We start from the raw sequence: 18,115 nt of genomic DNA, 5'->3' as shown, positions 1-18,115 counted from the left end.
TACAGGCAGGTTGCCCACGTGTTACTCACCCGTCCGCCGCTAATCAACAGGAGCAAGCTCCTATTGATTCGCTCGACTTGCATGTATTAGGCACGCCGCCAGCGTTCGTCCTGAGCCAGGATCAAACTCTCCAAGAAAGTTGATTAGCTCATTTTGTTACGTTGGCTTAGTTTCTTAATTGAAACTAAAATTTTTGTTTGTTTGCACGATTTTGTTTGTTTAGTTTTCAAAGAACAAGCTTGTTACTTCGTTTGAAGCAACTTTATAACTATAACACCTCAGTAATTCGTTGTCAACCAACTTATCAAATATTTTTCAACACCAACAAGTTGTTAACTCGTCAATAACGACTGCTTTAATATACTACCACCTAGTTTAGACAACGTCAATAAAAATTTCAAATAAATTTGTATATCCACTTTCTTCTATTAATAAGTATAAAAGCCGATCCAAACATTTGGACCGGCTCCCAATTTACTTAGTAATCTTGATGATTCCTTCTTGCTTCAACTCCACTTGACCTTGTTTATTAATAACGACTTTTTCACCCTCAGCTAAGTTCGTGAAGACAATTGGTGTGATTGTAGATGTTGCGTGTTCTTTAATGTAATTTAAATCTACTTTCAATAAAGGCTGTCCTTGTTCGACAATGTCATTTTCTGACACTAATGTCTCAAATCCTTGGCCTTTTAAATTAACAGTATCAATCCCCACATGAATCAGTATTTCACGACCAGTATCAGATAAAATACCAATTGCATGTTTTGTTGGGAATAGGTTTACGATTTTTCCGTTGACAGGTGAAACAATCGTTCCTTCTGCCGGTACAATCGCAAAGCCATCGCCCATCATTTTTCCAGCAAACACCTGATCCGGCACTTCGGTAATCGGTTTGATTTCACCTTTAAGCGGCGCTGCAAATACTTCATTTTCACGTGCTTTTTGAAGTGCATCTGAATTAGTGGCCCCGCTTTGTTGTTCTGCACCTTTTTCTGGTGTATCAACAGAAGTCGTACGAGGTCTCTTACCTGACATGATATCTTTCATTTGTCCTTTGATTGTTTCAGAGCGTGGTCCAAAAATCGCTTGAATGTTATTACCTACTTCAAGGACACCCGCAGCTCCAAGTTTTTTCAGTTGGGCTTTATCAACGTTTTTACTATCATTAACCGATACACGGAGACGTGTAATACAAGCATCTAAATGAGCAATATTTTCCTTACCACCCATTGCATCTAAAATATTAGCAGCTAAATCACCTGAGCCTGCTTTGCCTGTCGGTGCTTGGCTATCATCATCTTCTTCTAATTCACGACCTGGTGTTTTTAAATTCCACTTGCGAATCGCAAATCGGAAACCAAAGTAATAAATCAACGCAAAGACAAGACCTACTGGTATAACGATCCACGCATTTGTTTGTGGGTTAATTAAACCAAAAAGAATATAGTCAATTAATCCACCTGAGAACGTCATCCCGATTTTTACATTTAACAAGTGCATTGTCATAAAGGATAATCCCGCAAAAATTGCGTGGATTCCAAATAATACTGGAGCAACAAACAAGAATGAGAACTCAATTGGTTCTGTAATACCTGTTAGGAAAGAAGTTAACGCTGCAGAAGCCATCAATCCCCCTACAATCGCTTTCTTTTCTGGTCGAGCTTCATGGTAAATGGCTAGTGCTGCTGCAGGAAGTCCAAACATCATAAACGGATATTTACCCGTTGTAAATGTACCTGCAGTTAAATGTTGGACATTATCTTTAATTTGTTCCATGAAAATACGTTGGTCACCACGTACAAGATCGCCAGCAGAATTTGTATAGCTACCAAATTCATACCAGAATGGCGCATAGAAAATATGATGCAATCCAAATGGAATTAACGAACGTTCAATGACCCCAAAAATAAAGGCAGCAACAGTTCTGTTTGCATCAACCATGTTAGTGGAGAATAGATTCAAGCCTGTTTGAATTGGAGGCCAAATAACAATCATTAGCAATCCTAAAAGAACAGTACTTGCAGCCGTTGCAATTGGAACGAATCGCTTACCAGCAAAGAATCCTAGATAGGATGGCAATTCAATTTCGAAGAATCTATTATACATATACGCGGCAATCAGACCGACGATGATACCTCCAAAAACTCCGGTTTGCAGTGTTGGAATCCCTAAAACAGATGCGTAACTTTGAGGATTTTTGGCAAGTGCATCTGCATCTATACCTAAAGCTGTTCCCATGGTTGCATTCATAATCAGGAACCCTACAATCGCAGCAAGTCCAGCTACACCTTCTCCTCCAGCTAGTCCAATCGCTACCCCAACAGCAAATAACAAGGACAGGTTACCAAATATAACACTACCTGCCTGCTCCATAATTTTCGCAACCATCGCGATCCCACTATTATCTAAGAACGGGGCGAGGTCAATTAATGTTGGGTTTTGAAGCGCATTACCAACTGCTAATAATATTCCGGCAGCAGGCAAGATCGCTACTGGTAACATAAGCGCTTTACCGACTTTCTGTAAAACACCAAAAGCATTTTTAAACATAAAAAATACCTCCTAATTTTTTGTTTAGCTCATAAAGCGGTTACATTATCCAAAAAAGGCAATAAAAAAAGGCAATAAAAAAAGGCATGAGTAAAAAATCAACTGAATGAAACCATGGGTATAGATTACCCCATTAACTTCATTTCAATTAAACTTTTTACTCATGCCTGATCGAATCAGTAACACGTAAAAAATAATTGCTATTTAAATTTTTTCTGAAGTCGCTGCAAATGCATTGTTAAATATACTGCTTCTGCATCAAAGACTTTCAATTTTAATGATTGTTGCATCACTTTAATGAGCTTCCATGAAAGATTATAACATACAGGATATTCATCTTTCAATAGGGAAGAAATTTTTTCTGGTTCATCGACTTTTTCACCCTTAACTACTCTATCAATGGCAAAGCGAAGGTGACGAACCAGTCTCATATAATCGATTCCTTCTTTATCTATCTCTATTTCAAGCTGCTCTTCAACCATATCGACCAATATACTGACTAGTTGTGAGTGTTGATTTACATCCGAAAGATTTTTATTTGTTAGCGCACTATGAATATGCAGGGCGATAAATCCTATTTCCCCAATCGGAAGGCCAATTCCTGTCTTATCCTTAATGAGCTCCACGACGTCTTTTGCCACTTCGTACTCGTGACGGTAAAGCGTTTTCGTCTCCACTAAAAATGGATTTTTCAATTCCATTCCTTGCGAGACCCTCGTTAAAGCAAACATAAGATGGTCCGTTAATGCCACATGGATATGTTCGTTTAACACCGAATTTGTTCGTTGCTTGATTAATTCAATGGAGGTTATGATTACCTCTAAGTATTCATTATCGATAAAAGGAAGCAATTTAATATAATTTTCTTGCTCCTTTTCATTTTTTAAGACAAAGAGTTTTTCCACTGAATCTGTTTCGATATAGTCCCCGCGCTTGCGATTAAAGCCAAGTCCTTTGCCGATCAAAACAACTTCTCCATAGGAAGGGTGTTCAGCAATTAAAACATTATTATTTAAAACCTTTTCAATCAGCAGTTCTGCCATACCCAATTCCCCATTTCTACCTTTTAACCTATTATTTACAGGATAAAAGAGAGAAAACAGGAAGTCAACGACAAAGTTCGACAGCTACATGAACTTACGACTAGTAATTTATTCAAATTTCATCCCTCTCAACCCAATAAAAAAGAACTGTGGCAGCCCACAGTTCCTTTTGACTTATTTTAAGAAAATGAAATATAGTACAAAGATTACAAAAAAGAAGTACATGACCGGGTGGATTTCTTTTGTTCTGCCCTTTACGATCATCGTAATTGGGTAGAAGATAAACCCAACAGCAATACCAGTGGCAATACTGTAAGTCAGTGGCATCGCAATCATCGTTAAGAATGCTGGAACAGCAATCTCAAAACGCTGCCAATCAATTTTCCCTAATGAAGATACCATTAATACCCCAACAATAATTAAAGCAGGTGCCGTTACAGGTGCTGTAACAACCGATAATAACGGAAAGAAGAATAACGATAAGATAAAGAATCCGGCTGTTACTAAAGCTGCAAACCCAGTTCTCGCTCCAGAGGCGACCCCTGCAGATGACTCAATGTAAGACGTTGTAGTGGATGTACCAAGTACTGCACCGACAGTTGTTGCAATCGAATCCGAAATTAACGCGCGTCCAGCTCGAGGCAGTTTATTGTCTTTCATAATTCCCGCTTGGTTCGCCACTGCGACAAGTGTACCAGCATTGTCAAAGAAATCAACAAACAAGAAAGTTAGAATAATTCCAAGCATTGCAGTTGTATAAAAAGAACTATCTCCGAACGAAGAGAAGGCTGCACCAAAGGTCGGCGCTAAACTTGGAACTGAATCGACTACTTTATGCGGCATATCAATTAAGTTAAAGATCATTCCGACGATTACTGTGATGACCATTCCATAAAATACGGCACCATTAATACCTCTTGTCATCATAATTACTGTAACAACGATCCCAAAAATAGCAAGTAAAGTAGGTCCTGCTGTCAAATCGCCTAAACCAACAAGTGTTGCATCATTATTGACCACAATACCAGCATTTTGTAATCCGATAAAGGTAATGAATAAGCCAATCCCGGCACCAACGGCGTGTTTTAAATCGACTGGAATGGCGTTAATAATTTTTTCTCGCAGGCCAGTGAGCGTTAATAAGAAGAAAAATACACCTGAGATAAGCACTGCGCCAAGGGCATGCTGCCAAGGAATCCCGCTTCCTAATACAACTGTATAAGCAAAGAACGCATTCAAGCCCATTCCCGGGGCTAGTGCTAGTGGATACTTTCCAAGAAGTCCCATGACAATCGATCCTATCGCTGATGCGAGGGCTGTTGCCACAAATACGGCACCATAATCCATTCGTAAGGCATCAGGATAATCCTTTATCGATGCTAATGATAATGTTAACGGGTTAACAACTAGTATATAAGCCATCGCTAAGAAGGTGGTCAGTCCACCAATAAACTCGCGGCGATAATTTGTACCGTGTTTCTCAAACTCAAAATACTTCTGCATTTCTTTTCCCCCTATGAATCTTTTCTTTATTATGCAAAAAAAAGCTCCGGTATATTCTACCGGAGCGTGACTTTAGGCATGTGCAATAATAGAGGAAAAGGAAGCTAGCCTCTTTATTAATGACACTTCCTCGTAGTCAAGCCATTTACGGTGGCTCGGTAGAAACTTTTGGGCCATATCCCCAAGATTATACGATGCAATTATTATATTCTCTTAACTCGTTTTTTATTTTAGCAGGAAAAAAATATCTTGTAAACAAAAAATACGAACGATTTTAAAATTAAAATTGAAATCGTTCGTGAATATTTCACTCCTAAAATAAATAAGAACTGGAACTATAGTTCCAGTTCTTACGTTATCGCTTTTCTTATTGTCTAACTCCAGCGCCTAGGCGCTTCTGCTTTTCTTATTCCCACTCAATTGTTGCTGGCGGCTTGCTGGTAATGTCGTACACTACCCGGTTCACATGCGCTACTTCGTTAACAATACGCGTCGAAATTACTTCTAGGACATCCCACGGAATCCTTGCCCAATCGGATGTCATTCCGTCAATCGAGGTAACTGCTCGGATACCGATGGTATAATCGTAAGTTCTTGCATCACCCATTACCCCGACACTGCGAATGTCTGGAAGTACGGTGAAATACTGCCATATTTCTCGGTCAAGCCCAGCCTTTTTAATTTCCTCACGAAGGATCCAATCCGAATCACGAACGATTTCAAGTTTATCATCTGAAATAGCTCCTAGGACGCGAATTCCTAGACCTGGGCCTGGGAAAGGCTGTCTCCAGACGATATCATCCGGAATGCCAAGCTCTGTTCCAAGTGCACGGACTTCATCTTTAAACAAGGTGCTTAATGGTTCAATTAAAGTAAACTGCATATCTTCTGGCAGACCGCCTACATTGTGATGTGATTTAATCGTCTGTGCCGTAGCTGTACCACTTTCAATGATATCGGTATAAAGCGTTCCTTGGGCTAAAAACTCGATGCCCTTAAGCTTTGTTGCTTCATCATCAAATACATAGATAAACTCATTGCCGATGATTTTCCGTTTCTTTTCAGGGTCAGAAACGCCTTCCAACTTCGATAGGAAACGTTCTTTAGCATCGACCTTGATTACATTCATATGGAAGCCTTCAGAGAAAGTCTTCATCACACTTTCTGCTTCATTTTTACGGAGAAGACCATGGTCCACAAAAATACAAGTTAGTTGGTCACCAATCGCTTTATGAATTAACACGGCAACAACGGAAGAGTCAACCCCGCCACTTAAGGCACAAAGCACCTTTTTATCGCCAACCTGTTCGCGAATCTTCGCCATCTCGATTTCAATGTAATTCCCCATTGACCAATCACCGCTGCTTTTACAAACGTTAAAAACAAAATTTCTAAGCAATTCATTTCCATAAACAGAATGACGTACTTCCGGATGAAACTGAACAGCGTATAGCTTTCGCTCTTCATTACTCATCGCGGAAATCGGGCAGGTTGGGTTCGTGCCGTCAACAGTAAAACCTGCAGGAGCTTCTACCACAAGATCGCCGTGGCTCATCCATACGGTTTGCTCTTTAGGCAGGCCGCTAAATAGCGCTGATTCATGCTGCACCGTCATGGTTGCTTTCCCGTATTCACGTTCTTTAGCTTTTTCAACCTTCCCATTGAAATGGACAGTCATTAATTGCATCCCGTAACAAATTCCGAGAATAGGCAGACCCATTTCAAATATTTCTTCATCACAACGGAAGGAATTTTCATCGTACACACTGTTTGGTCCGCCCGAAAAAATAATCCCTGTTGGGTTTAATTGGCGAATTTCTTCTGCTGTAATCGTATGCGGATGCAGTTCACTGTATACCCCGAACTCGCGAATCCTGCGAGTAATTAGCTGGTTATATTGACTCCCAAAATCTAATACAATAATCATTTCATGCTTTCCTGGCAAAGCATTCACCCCAATTTTCTAAAGATATAGTTAGTATTAACCGTAACAACAAATGATATAAAAAAAACTAGAATTCTCCCTCCATTAAATATCAGGAAGGCAGAATTCTAGTTTTCTTGCAAGATGCTCACAGAAAAATCCTGCCTTCATAGTCAGGTCATTATACGGTGACCCGGTAGAGACTCTCGAACCTTATTTTCGAGGATATATGAAGGAAACGTACATATTTTGAAAAGCGCACACACCATATAGCGAATTCCGCTAATAGCTTACGCTAGACATTGAATAGTACATATTGTAACAATAGGTCGTTTTTCTGGTCAAGCAATTGTTTTTTTGATTAAATTTTCCCATAATTCATGCGATTCTTCCCAAGTTCCCTTTGGCAGGTTTTGATGATACACATAATTTTCATAAATAGCTGTCAATCGGGACATCTCTCTCGTCGAAAAGAACGAATCAATATAACGGGCATAGTTCCTCAGTGTTTGGTTCTCCTTCCGCTTTAAACCGTAGCGATCGAACTGTTCTAATAAAGCCAGGTAGGCAGCACCGAAACTTTCATCCTTTTTCTTGAACCGATAAACCGCTAACAGCAAGTACGGAACCCACTTCCCACGGCCCCGATAAAGAATCGTAAATACTCCTGCTAAGAGTATGAATATAAGAACCATCCGCATCCAATTATTTTTCAAAAACAATTTTGAATCAGTCCATATTCTTTTGATATCAGAGAATTGATTCGAATCATTTGACGCCTTCGTATCATTAAGATTTTCCTGCTGAGGCTTTTTCACAGTTGGGGTGCTGGTTTGCGGATTAGATGATGATGTCGCTGTTGATTCATAATTGATGATGATTTCATTTGAAAAGCCCTTTGTTGGCTCAAATGGGACCCAGCCTTGATTTGGAAAAAAGACCTCCACCCAGGAGTGGGCATTATTATTTGTTACTTCATAAACCTGTACCCCTGAAGCCTCATCACTATATTGGAGAAAATCTCCGCCCGTAAACCCTTTGACCCAGCGAGTGGGAATCCCCAGTGTTCGAAGCATAACCGCCATGGATGAGGAGAAATTATCGCAATAACCCCTTTTTGTATCAAATAAAAACTGATCGACATAATCATCGTTGGTGTCAGGCACCGCAACATTTTTTTGGTCGTAGGTGAATTCCGCTTTTCCAAAATAACTTTCCACTGCCTTCGCTTTATCGAACCAATTCGATTTTGAGGCAGTAATTTCTTCTGCTAACTCTTTAACTCTAGGTGGGAGCCCCTCGGGCAGTCGGGTATACTTTTCATAAAATTCAGGGTTGATGCTTGTCGGATCAAAACTAGTTGTTTGGACTAAATCCTTTGCTTTATATTTGGGTGTTTCAAATTCAACTGTAAAGACGCGAGGTACAACAGGAGCTTTGTTATGATTGTAAAAGCTGATTCTCTCATTCGTTGTATCGACCTCAAAGTCATTTCCAGCTGCATCAAGCGGCAGAATTTTTAACACTTTATTAATACCGGCAGGATACATAAGATAGTTATAATTATAACCTACATGGGTTAATACACGGGCGGATTCCTTAATTGTCTCCACAGTTTTAGGCAATGAATAAACAGGGACCAAGTCTTCCTGTCGGAAGGAAATGGGCGTTGTCCCAGATGTTAGCCAGCCTTTTTCCTGTGTACACATCCTTCGTTTCCATCTTCCAATAACTTTTTCCGTTCGCTTCATAGTTAAAAACCGGGTTGTTGTCCCCTATAAATGGGCCGCCTAAAGCCGAATCATTCGTTCCGTAGCCAATTCGATGCACACCACTAAGATTGCGTTCTGGAACTTTATCGTTATTAGCTGTTAAATAGGGAACAGGATCGGGCCATATCGGTTCAGCTTTTGGTACCACTATTCCTAGAAAAACACTAAATGCAATCATTCTTGCTAGCGGCACCATCCACTTTCGAAAGAAAGCTGGCTCGATGTTTACATTCTCCCTCTGGATAATCCGGTAAAACGTCAGCATCCCCATTACCGCAAAACCAGCCACCACTGTTCTGACAATCGCCGCTTTTGCGCTATAAGGGGTAAACGTATCCAAAACCGTAATATAAATCAATGTCATAAGATAAAAGATAAATATTCGTTTCCGGTTTAAGAGCCAATAATGAATTAAATAGACCATTAGCCAAAGCAGGACAAAGAATAATAGTGTCCGGAACTCATTGGATAAGTCGTTCCAGTCCCTTGCAGCGATCAAGCCAATATTATCGATCACATCCGTTAATAAGGACTTAACCCAGCTAAACTGAAAGAACCCTTCATCATAGTGGATGCGGTTGATAGAATATAAGATAAATATCATTTTAATCAGATATTGCCAAATCCATTTTAGATGTAAAAAAGAGAGGGCAAACGAAATAATCAGGAAAATAATAAATGTTTCAATATGTTCCGTTTCCGTTAATTGTTCAACTGGACGAAGCCACTCCCATAATAATAGAAAACCAAACGTATATAACAGAAACGACGGATAATCCCTTTTAATCAAAAAAGTTCACCTCCGAAAAGGCTGCCTTGTGTTGACCTTCATGAACCATAACAATCCGCACCCCTCGTGCATTGGCCATTGCAATGAGTGATCTTTCGTTTTCTGTTGGGGATTCTTTCTCCCCCTTTATTAGAAAAATCGTAATGGTTCCTCCTTTTCGTTGTCCAAGAAAACTTGCTTTTTCAATCAAGGGTTTGGTTATCTGTGCAGTGACAAGCATAAATGAAACCGTTTGTTGGATAAACAGACCATCTGTATCTAACACCTTTTCAAAAGGTGAGATACATTTCGCTTCTATTTTTGCTAAATGATAAAAGAGTTGCTGGAGATGCTGTTCTCCGCCTCGGATCGGGAACGATGCCCGCTCGTTGCTAATCGTTAATAGGCCTGTCTGGGCTCCTTTTTTCAAAATGGCCCGCAGCAAGGAGGCGGTAAACGATACAACTGGCTCAAAGTGCTTATCCGGTACACAATCCATGACAACGAACACATCGTGTGATTGCCGCTGCTCAAATTCCTTTGTCATTAGTACGTTTCGTTTCGCAGAGGCTTTCCAGTTAATCCACGAAAATCGGTCACCAGGCTGGTAGTCCCTTACTCCCGTAGCCATTGATGTATCACGCTGCACACGTTCCCTTGATGCGGTCAGCCCTTGATCATACTGATTTTCAAATGGACGATATGATAACTCAGAATAAGCTGGATAGACAATAATTTTTCCCTCTACAGTTAACCTTTTTTCTTTTTCAAATAAACCAAGTGGATCACCGATTCTTAAGGTAAAGGACTGAAAAAAATGTTCACCGCGCGGCAGCTCATCAATGATATATTCATAAGAAAATTCCTTTTTCAAGCCCGGTAAAAGAAGTGCCTTTGGTTTCTTTTGCTGATTGGCAAATTTCAAGGAATCCTCTAAGTTGTCCTCGACAAGTAAATAAAATAACGGAAAGGATTTTGACCTTTTCACTGTAACTGCTACCTTTAAAGGTTCCCCCGCGTTGTAATCCAATTTTTGCAATATTCTTGTGACTTCAAGTTCATTTAAGGAGTAGAAGGATATGGCCACACAATAGATCGCAAAGGGTAAAAAGCTATAAAATAAAAACCAGCTGACAAACCCTCCTTGGAACATCGCGTAAGAAAAGGTTAACAGAATCAAAAAAAGTAACAGGATAAACTTCCACACTTTTTTGATTGGAATCCAGAGCTTTTTCATTCTATTTCACTAACCTTTGGACCGGTACAGGTACTCTTGCAACCACCCGATTAACTATTTCTTCAGCAGTAATCCCTTCAAACTTTGCCTCTGATTTCAAAATAATCCGATGGGATAAGACAAATCGGGCCAAATATTGAATGTCATCAGGCAGGACATATTCACGTCCAAACATATACGAATAGGCCTGTGCTGCTTTCATCAAGGCGATTGAACCCCTTGGACTTGCCCCAAGGTAAACGCTGCCGTGGCCCCTTGTGCGATTGACAATGTCGACAATGTAACGCTTAATCGTATCATCGACGAAGACATCTTTAATTTCTTTTTGTAAATCGCGGAGGCCTTCAAGGTCAATCACTGGCGTTAAATCCTCAATCGGCGGGATTTTTTGTGCTCGGTTTAACACTTCCATTTCCTCTTGTAAGTCCGGGTAACCCATTTTCATTTTTAATAAAAAACGGTCAAGTTGTGCCTCAGGGAGCGGGTATGTCCCTTCATATTCGATTGGGTTTTGCGTTGCCATAACGAAAAATGGTTTGTTCAGTTGATGGGTTATTCCATCAATGGTTACACTCGCTTCCTCCATCCCTTCTAAGAGTGCCGACTGTGTCTTCGGGGATGTCCGGTTAATTTCATCGGCAAGAATGATGTTCCCCATTAACGGACCGGGACGAAATTGAAATTCCATTTCTATTGGATTATATATGGAGACTCCGGTTACATCGGAGGGCAATAGATCGGGTGTGAATTGAATTCTGCGGAAGTTGGCATTCACAGACTTTGCCAGGGCACGAACCATCATCGTTTTCCCGACACCTGGTACGTCTTCTAACAAGACGTGGCCGCCAGCTAACAGGGCAACCAGACTAAGTTCAGCAACGTCTCTTTTTCCAATCATAACCTTTTCAATGTTTACGAGTATTTTTTCAATCACGGGATTCATTTGTTCAAGAGACAAGGTGACTCCTCCTCGGATGTTTAATAGCTGATTAGGGGATTCATGTAACTATTCTATGTACTCCTAAAATATTCCTTTAAAAATGGGCACACAATATTCAAAACTGGGTAAATGTTAGACAGAAATTTAATGACAAAAGTGTCACTAAACAAAAAAGCCTACTCCCATAAAAAGAGTAGACTCCTTAATTTATAAATCTTTTGGATTAATTGCTGTTTATCATAATCTTTTCAGAGTTATTCATTTAATCTTTCATGCATGCCTACTAGTTTATATAGTTTAGCAAAAGCTGTATTTTCATCTGCTGCCTTAAAGATAATCGATTTAAAGCCTCGTTCACCAGTTTCATATATTTTCCAAATCTCATCCTCACCATCATAATAACATCCGAGGACAAAGGAGGCTTCTGTAATGCAATCCGTTTCAATCTGATATGCACCAATATTAGGATTTTCATTTGAAATCTTATTTAAGAATTCATTTTTTGTCATAATTACCTTCACTCTCCAGTAGCCATTCCCTTTGAATCCTAGTTTAGGAATATGTTATATGAATCTCCGCCTGGCCGCTCCTCATGTCTACCCATGGGTTAATTACACCCCAATAATATTCTATGGGATTTTTTATGCCCAATTGTTCACCTAATAATTTTTTTAACCAAATTTTATCCTCCTTAGATCACTTTAAGCTTAGTAAAATTATAGTTAATAAATTATTAGCCATTACCTTAATTCTGGATTCCTTAATTTATTTTGTCCCTTAACTTCCGTAATGGATGATAAAAAAAACCTAAGCGGCTTCTTTACCGCTAGGGATTTTTTAATACGCTAAATTACCTTTTTTAAGCTGTGCAGTTTTTAAATTAATAAAAAAATTCATTCTTCCTCTTCCAAAAGTATCAACATGATTTTCATCCCCTTCACATACCACCACTGGGGCTTGATTTATTTCTGATAAATATTCCATTCTATATCCCTTAGGTTCACTTATTTCAAACACGAGATCTTCCATTAAGTCTAACCCCAGAATACTACTTCCATAATCATTCATTTTTAGTATTAGAATTCTCTGTTCATCTGGATAATAGGATACCTGTTTAATATTATCTACTTTCTTTTTAGTTAATGCCCCATTAGCATTCCATTCAACAATTCCTGATATTTTATCATACATAAAAAACGAATCTCCGTTATATAAAAAGTAGTACACTTGTTCGGTGATAAAGTTAGTCCCTGCTTCAATGAAGATAATTTTTCTATCCTTTTTTACTGATGCCAAGATAATATTATTTATTCTTTTAACAATATCGTGTCCAAAATACCAGCTAATTTCATTCTGATCCCAATTTAATTTATCTACCATTCTATTCATCTCATCCCTAAACTATTAGGAAAAACCTTGGTATCAGGGAATATAAAACTGGATTCAAGGCTCATTTGACTTTGAATCCTTTATTAACGACCCATATTTCCTAATTATATTTATTAATGCTATACAGCTCAGTTTAATTTTAAAATATGAGTGGCTTTCTGACTTCAAATAACTGTACATCTTCTTTTGGCACCCATTTTTCATAATAATATTTATCAGTTCTATCTAAACCTAAGGTTTTAGCTATTGAAGAATCGGAAGTACCAACCAGAAATTGATTTTCATTTTCCTTATGCACATTTATCTCTACATTCTTATATTTTCCATACGTTTTAACATTAAGAGCGTTCTTAAGATCTTTTACATTAATAATCTTAAAAAAGATATTGGAAAAATTATCCTTACTAAATCCTTCTTTAATAGATTGGGATCATTTGTTACTAAATTAAAAGTGTCATCACCATTATCGTATATTTCATATTCGAAATTATTAATTATTGCATAATCACCAGACTTAAGCATAATTCCACCTCTTATATTATTTACCATACAAAAACCCCTTTTTTAGTTCTAGTTTTAGTAGGAAAGGTATTTTATCCAGCTATTTGTTTGTTTCTTCATATTCTTTCATTCTCACTATTAATTCTAAGTCTTGCACGTTATTATCTTGATTTATATATTTATACTCAAAGTATTTAATTCTTGCAGAAGGACCGAAATCACTATTAGTCCAGTTGATATAATCAAACTTCACATTTAATTTACCGGATTCATTTACTATCATTGTGACCGAAAACCAAGGTTCTTGGTCATTATCAATAAATACCTTTTGAAGTGCATGGGTTAGTTCAAATAATTCATGAAGTGCAGTATTATAGAGTCTCTTATCTACACCATAAAATTTGGGAATAAAATGTGAAAAAACAGCTTTTTCATTATCTACTTTTGGTGTGAAAAAGAAAAAAACTCCTCCTTCTTTCCCCTTCACTTCTCCATTGAAGTAAAAATTACTCCATTCAACCGGAATCATATCATTAATCTTTCGAGCTATTTGTTGATATAATTTATTTAATTTTTGTTCAAAGCTCATCATTGTCAACCTCCTGATTTATTCGCAATTTCACGAATCACTGGGTAATCCCCATCAATCTCGTATTCTACCATAAATGAATCTGGTCGCATTGATGTCTTGGTATAAATGGGTTCAATTTGAACAGACACCTTTTTAGGTGGTATTTCTTTCAGTGCATTTGCCCATTCTGTCTCCATCTCATACCAGACTCCACCATGTCTATTAATTTGACTATTTTGAGGTACTAGATTATCAATATCAGCCGGTCCATTAAACTGTGCTCCAATTAAATGACCGCCATCATCATCTGGTAATCTATCCTCTCCCCCGACATTGGCTTGTGCATATTTATTTCTATCAGCCTTTTTTAATACAAGCTCAGGAGCATCAACATCAATAATACGCCCAAGATCGTCAGTAGTGTATTTATAGTTATCATTTGTTATATATTTTATATTCGGCAGGAGTTCTTTTTTTCCATTTTTCCCCTTTATTATATGTTCTCCAAAATCTATCTCTCTAACCTCTTTGACAATGGTATCATTTATTATATTTTTACCATTGCTCTTACCTTTACTTGCAGCAATCTCAAAATTAATTCCATCAATCTTACTAATTATATCTTTTAAAGAATTCTCCACGGCTGGACTTTTTTCTACAGGGAAATACACCTTTTCACCTGTTGAAGTTACCACAAGTCTTTTTGGGAAAGGGACTGTGTTATTTATACCTGTTATAACTGTGTCCGCTAGTCTTCCTATTTCAATTGTATCCTTTGCCAGCTTAATTATCACAACATCAGCTGCATCTTTTATGGCAGCCGAGGCATTCTTCAATCGTGTCATCGATTGTTGACCAGCAGTTTTGATCATGTTATCAATATCAGTGACTCCTTGATGAAGACCCGCTTTAACCCCTGTTCTCAAGCCTAGCTGGCCGAATGAATCTCCCACATGTACGAGGCGTACGGTGCTGCTAAATTTGCTTAAACCGCTCACACCCGGGACAATGTCCAACGGAGCTAATAACCCGCGGAACCAGCGTTCCCCTGTCCCAAGCTCCCGTCCAGAGACCCAATCATTGCCGGAAACAGATGAACTAAGTTCCATTGCACCATAGGCAGCCCCTAAGGCCATGCCTGCTGGAGGACAAATGAGTGTCGCTCCAACAATGACCACTAACGCCCCAATTTGCACCCAAAATTCTTTGTTTTCTTGTTGGTTCCGAATGGATTCATACTCAAAAGCACGTGTATTTAAAACGGCTTGTTGATATTCTTCTTGCGAGAAATCCTGGTCTGGATTAAGTTCTTTCCAAGCATCGTATTCAAGCTTCATTTGATTAGCATAGTAATTATCACCACTAAACAAGTCATCCAAGCTTACTTCCGTTTTAGGTACTTCAAAAGATTGAGCAGGACCGTAACCTGCATAGACATATTGAGTCTCTGTCGCCCCGACTCGATTAGTCGTCGTATAGTTGGAAATCGTTAAATCACGCATTTCTTCAACAAACGCATCCATATCTTCATAGAACGGCTGATCAATTGTACGATCGACAATCTCCCCAACCTTCCCGGTAAAGCTATGTAATACCTGAAAATCTTCAAACAATCCTTGGTACCTGCTTTTTTGGCTGGTGTGATGAAAGGATATGACCCCATCACTATCATAGTTCGCGATATTAGACTCAGCATCCTCTAAATTATCATTTAAATCCTTTAGAGTATCGATCATCCCTTTGCTCCAGCGGCCCAGGCCAATTAAATCGCCAATGCCGTCTTTCATCTTATCCCAGTCAGACGGGATATATTTTACATCCATTCGATCATACCCCCAGTTTTGCGATGAACTGTTCGGCAATCTATATTGTAAAGATAAAAGAGATTATAAAAATAGATTCAAAGCTGATTTACTTTGAATCCTGTCTTTAATCTATCTTGCTTCTCCTTAATTAGCAGGAAAAACCATAGCCTCTTAAAAATAATGGTTTAATATTTAACTACGTTTTCGATCATTCATTCGTGCCAATATATTTAATACTTTTATAAAACTCATTTTCACTTCATAATCATTGCCAACGAAAAGTATTTCCTCTATCCCCTTGTTGATAGAATGGTTTAATACTAATACAGACTGTTTATGTCGACGGATGCTGAAAATTCATTTTTATAACCATGCTCCAACGACTCTTTTTTACTTTCATCCTGATTTGCATAAAATTTAATAGTATTTTCAATTTGCAGCGGAGAAAACTGATTATAGATTAGCTCTTCCCCTGTCGTCTCTTTTGCAGGTATGATCCATAATTTTTTTGACCCAAATTTCATTTGATTAAACAGAGTCATAATCTTGTATTCTTGTTTTTCTAAAACAGGCTGGCGCTGCATCGCTAGTAATGAGGTATTTATTAAATCATATACATTGGTGGTCAGCGTATTTTTCCCTTCATCAACAATTAATCCACTGACCCCAGAAAACATCGCATTAAATAAAAAAACCGTTAATTCCTCAATGGCTACTTTCTTATATAAGCCAACCTCATCTTTTTTCAAGTTGTAATGGTTCGTATATTCCTTTGCAATAGTTTCCTCAGTAAATAACCAAACGCTCGGAATATCGTTATAGTCTATGCCGCAGAAAATGGGAGCCGTCCCATCCTTAATACTTTCTACTGATATTCCTTCCTTACCACCGTAAACAAGTCTTTTGTTTTGACGATATCGAAGATAATTTTTTCATAACAGTACTGAAATTGTTCTGACGATTCTTCGTATCCATTTAATAAAGCAATCTTTTCCTGTACAAGACTTTCTGTCATCGATCCATCCCCCCTTATTCAAAAAGCTCAGTTTCTATTTTAAAACACTCCTCTATAGTAACTTCTCTTCGGATCGTGTTCTTGGTCAGATAATCTTCCTTAACATGAATAAGTTGATATTCATCATCAGATCCTAGTCTTTTCATATACAGATCTCTATCTTGATAATCGAGATTACACTCTCTGCCTAAATTGGAATCTGCCGTCACAATTTCCATCTCTTTATCATCCTGGAAAATACGAGTAACAAAGAATTCATAATTTTTATATCGGGCTTTAAAATACTCCCGATATAACTCCGAAACCTCTTCCTTTTTTACTTCTTTTTCATGTAAATCTTTATCGTATGCAGACATAGCAGATGTGAAACCAGGTTCTTTTCGGTGCAGAAATAATTTGATGCTCGTTATTTGACCTTTAATCCTTGCTGCAAAGGCCTTATATTTCTTATTATCATAAACAGCAACGCATCTATCCATAATACCCCCACACTTCTAATTATTATTAAAGTCTATTGGTTCAAAACGGCCGTTATTAAAGATAGCAATTTTCTCCTCTTTGCCATCAACCACCCTATACAATTCAGCACCTTCTTGAATGTTTGCCCGATCATAATCCTTCACTTGCCACTCAGGAACAATTGTTTCATTTCTTCCGCCTAAAAAGCCATTATGTATACAAGGATATGCATCAGTCGTTGAACCATAAAATTCTGTACCATATGGTATTTGAATCAAATCGTCCGACACATCACGGTATTTAAAGCGGATGACCGCATAAGAATCACCATCATCCGGATATGTTCTAATAACAATCCCATCTTCATCATACGTATAATCTAACCGTAACGTCTCAAGGGTTTCCTTATAGTCACCTGTTACATTTGCAACATCTTCATACTTTGCTACATAACCGGCAACGGTTGTATATGGCTTTTCTCTCCTTAGATAGTCATCAATGGAGTCTATTGGTACTACCTTACTCATTAAAGTGTCTTCTGTTGGTTTTTCTACAGACTCCCGAAGGTAAAAGAATAAATTCATTTCACGATCTTACAATTCTGATACTGGCGTCAGCTTAATGCGTTGAAATTCCT

At 38.3% G+C, this 18,115-nt stretch carries 17 protein-coding genes, 1 rRNA gene and 2 riboswitches; all 18 genes read right to left on the bottom strand.

What is annotated here, in order from left to right; translation table 11 throughout:
* Positions 1-137, bottom strand: a 16S ribosomal RNA gene (locus tag J7E77_RS16255); the annotation flags it as partial.
* A 337-nt stretch (positions 138-474) separates the two neighbouring features.
* Positions 475-2,550 carry a glucose-specific PTS transporter subunit IIBC gene (ptsG, locus tag J7E77_RS16250; protein WP_214715715.1) on the bottom strand — a complete coding sequence of 692 codons (2,076 nt, stop codon included), beginning with the start codon at positions 2,548-2,550 and terminating at the stop codon, positions 475-477.
* 200 nt (positions 2,551-2,750) lie between these two features.
* Positions 2,751-3,593, bottom strand: a complete 843-nt coding sequence (gene glcT, locus J7E77_RS16245; RefSeq protein ID WP_214715714.1) for a glucose PTS transporter transcription antiterminator GlcT — start codon at positions 3,591-3,593, stop codon at positions 2,751-2,753.
* A 174-nt stretch (positions 3,594-3,767) separates the two neighbouring features.
* Complete coding sequence (locus J7E77_RS16240; RefSeq protein ID WP_088085133.1) at positions 3,768-5,096, bottom strand: NCS2 family permease; 1,329 nt, start codon at positions 5,094-5,096, stop codon at positions 3,768-3,770.
* 113 nt (positions 5,097-5,209) lie between these two features.
* A riboswitch (purine riboswitch) is annotated at positions 5,210-5,311 on the bottom strand.
* A 191-nt stretch (positions 5,312-5,502) separates the two neighbouring features.
* Positions 5,503-7,023 (bottom strand): glutamine-hydrolyzing GMP synthase, encoded by a 1,521-nt coding sequence (guaA, locus tag J7E77_RS16235; RefSeq protein WP_214715724.1) that lies wholly within the window; start codon positions 7,021-7,023, stop codon positions 5,503-5,505.
* Between the two features lie 147 nt (positions 7,024-7,170).
* Positions 7,171-7,273: riboswitch (purine riboswitch) on the bottom strand.
* Positions 7,274-7,361: 88 nt separating this feature from the next.
* Positions 7,362-8,729, bottom strand: coding sequence for a DUF4129 domain-containing transglutaminase family protein (locus J7E77_RS30640; RefSeq protein ID WP_251028094.1), 1,368 nt, complete (start codon positions 8,727-8,729; stop codon positions 7,362-7,364).
* The gene (locus tag J7E77_RS30635; RefSeq protein ID WP_251028093.1) at positions 8,638-9,582 is read right to left on the bottom strand and encodes a hypothetical protein; all 945 of its coding nucleotides are present in this window, start codon (positions 9,580-9,582) and stop codon (positions 8,638-8,640) included. Before J7E77_RS30635 ends, J7E77_RS30640 begins: the two co-directional genes overlap by 92 nt.
* A complete protein-coding gene (locus J7E77_RS16225) occupies positions 9,575-10,798 on the bottom strand; it encodes a DUF58 domain-containing protein (protein ID WP_214715713.1) in 1,224 nt (407 codons plus the stop codon). Before J7E77_RS16225 ends, J7E77_RS30635 begins: the two co-directional genes overlap by 8 nt.
* Position 10,799: 1 nt before the next feature.
* Positions 10,800-11,741, bottom strand: coding sequence for an AAA family ATPase (locus J7E77_RS16220; protein ID WP_214715723.1), 942 nt, complete (start codon positions 11,739-11,741; stop codon positions 10,800-10,802).
* 251 nt (positions 11,742-11,992) lie between these two features.
* The gene (locus tag J7E77_RS16215) at positions 11,993-12,247 is read right to left on the bottom strand and encodes a hypothetical protein (protein WP_214715712.1); all 255 of its coding nucleotides are present in this window, start codon (positions 12,245-12,247) and stop codon (positions 11,993-11,995) included.
* A gap of 328 nt (positions 12,248-12,575) precedes the next feature.
* Positions 12,576-13,118: a hypothetical protein gene (locus tag J7E77_RS16210; protein WP_214715711.1), complete on the bottom strand. Its 543-nt coding sequence runs from the start codon at positions 13,116-13,118 to the stop codon at positions 12,576-12,578.
* A gap of 369 nt (positions 13,119-13,487) precedes the next feature.
* Positions 13,488-13,676: a hypothetical protein gene (locus J7E77_RS16205; protein WP_214715710.1), complete on the bottom strand. Its 189-nt coding sequence runs from the start codon at positions 13,674-13,676 to the stop codon at positions 13,488-13,490.
* A 52-nt stretch (positions 13,677-13,728) separates the two neighbouring features.
* The gene (locus J7E77_RS16200; protein ID WP_251026497.1) at positions 13,729-14,220 is read right to left on the bottom strand and encodes an immunity protein YezG family protein; all 492 of its coding nucleotides are present in this window, start codon (positions 14,218-14,220) and stop codon (positions 13,729-13,731) included.
* Between the two features lie 2 nt (positions 14,221-14,222).
* Positions 14,223-16,022 (bottom strand): DNA/RNA non-specific endonuclease, encoded by a 1,800-nt coding sequence (locus J7E77_RS30630; protein ID WP_251026496.1) that lies wholly within the window; start codon positions 16,020-16,022, stop codon positions 14,223-14,225.
* A gap of 302 nt (positions 16,023-16,324) precedes the next feature.
* Positions 16,325-16,753, bottom strand: a complete 429-nt coding sequence (locus J7E77_RS16190) for a hypothetical protein (RefSeq protein ID WP_214715709.1) — start codon at positions 16,751-16,753, stop codon at positions 16,325-16,327.
* Positions 16,754-16,869: 116 nt separating this feature from the next.
* Positions 16,870-17,019, bottom strand: coding sequence for a hypothetical protein (locus tag J7E77_RS16185; RefSeq protein WP_214715708.1), 150 nt, complete (start codon positions 17,017-17,019; stop codon positions 16,870-16,872).
* Positions 17,020-17,033: 14 nt separating this feature from the next.
* Entirely contained in the window at positions 17,034-17,498 is a 465-nt protein-coding gene (locus J7E77_RS16180; RefSeq protein WP_214715706.1) for a hypothetical protein, read from the bottom strand.
* 15 nt (positions 17,499-17,513) lie between these two features.
* Positions 17,514-18,005: a hypothetical protein gene (locus tag J7E77_RS16175; protein WP_214715704.1), complete on the bottom strand. Its 492-nt coding sequence runs from the start codon at positions 18,003-18,005 to the stop codon at positions 17,514-17,516.
* Between the last annotated feature and the right edge of the window lie 110 nt (positions 18,006-18,115).

It is taken from the genome of Bacillus sp. ISL-77, from assembly GCF_018613105.1.
The sequence above is the reverse complement of the archived record's forward strand: the minus strand, read 5'-3'. Positions and strand labels throughout refer to the sequence as shown.

Coding starts and splice junctions, on each gene's coding strand:
- J7E77_RS16215 (WP_214715712.1), bottom strand. CDS start 12,247: ATGACAAAAAATGAATTCTTAAATAAGATTTCAAATGAAAATCCTAAT.
- J7E77_RS16200 (WP_251026497.1), bottom strand. CDS start 14,220: ATGATGAGCTTTGAACAAAAATTAAATAAATTATATCAACAAATAGCT.
- J7E77_RS16180 (WP_214715706.1), bottom strand. CDS start 17,498: ATGGATAGATGCGTTGCTGTTTATGATAATAAGAAATATAAGGCCTTT.
- J7E77_RS16225 (WP_214715713.1), bottom strand. CDS start 10,798: ATGAAAAAGCTCTGGATTCCAATCAAAAAAGTGTGGAAGTTTATCCTG.
- J7E77_RS16175 (WP_214715704.1), bottom strand. CDS start 18,005: ATGAGTAAGGTAGTACCAATAGACTCCATTGATGACTATCTAAGGAGA.
- glcT (WP_214715714.1), bottom strand. CDS start 3,593: ATGGCAGAACTGCTGATTGAAAAGGTTTTAAATAATAATGTTTTAATT.
- J7E77_RS16210 (WP_214715711.1), bottom strand. CDS start 13,118: ATGGTAGATAAATTAAATTGGGATCAGAATGAAATTAGCTGGTATTTT.
- J7E77_RS16220 (WP_214715723.1), bottom strand. CDS start 11,741: ATGAATCCCGTGATTGAAAAAATACTCGTAAACATTGAAAAGGTTATG.
- ptsG (WP_214715715.1), bottom strand. CDS start 2,550: ATGTTTAAAAATGCTTTTGGTGTTTTACAGAAAGTCGGTAAAGCGCTT.
- J7E77_RS16205 (WP_214715710.1), bottom strand. CDS start 13,676: ATGGTAAATAATATAAGAGGTGGAATTATGCTTAAGTCTGGTGATTAT.
- J7E77_RS30630 (WP_251026496.1), bottom strand. CDS start 16,022: ATGGATGTAAAATATATCCCGTCTGACTGGGATAAGATGAAAGACGGC.
- J7E77_RS16240 (WP_088085133.1), bottom strand. CDS start 5,096: ATGCAGAAGTATTTTGAGTTTGAGAAACACGGTACAAATTATCGCCGC.
- guaA (WP_214715724.1), bottom strand. CDS start 7,023: ATGATTATTGTATTAGATTTTGGGAGTCAATATAACCAGCTAATTACT.
- J7E77_RS30640 (WP_251028094.1), bottom strand. CDS start 8,729: ATGTGTACACAGGAAAAAGGCTGGCTAACATCTGGGACAACGCCCATT.
- J7E77_RS16185 (WP_214715708.1), bottom strand. CDS start 17,019: ATGACAGAAAGTCTTGTACAGGAAAAGATTGCTTTATTAAATGGATAC.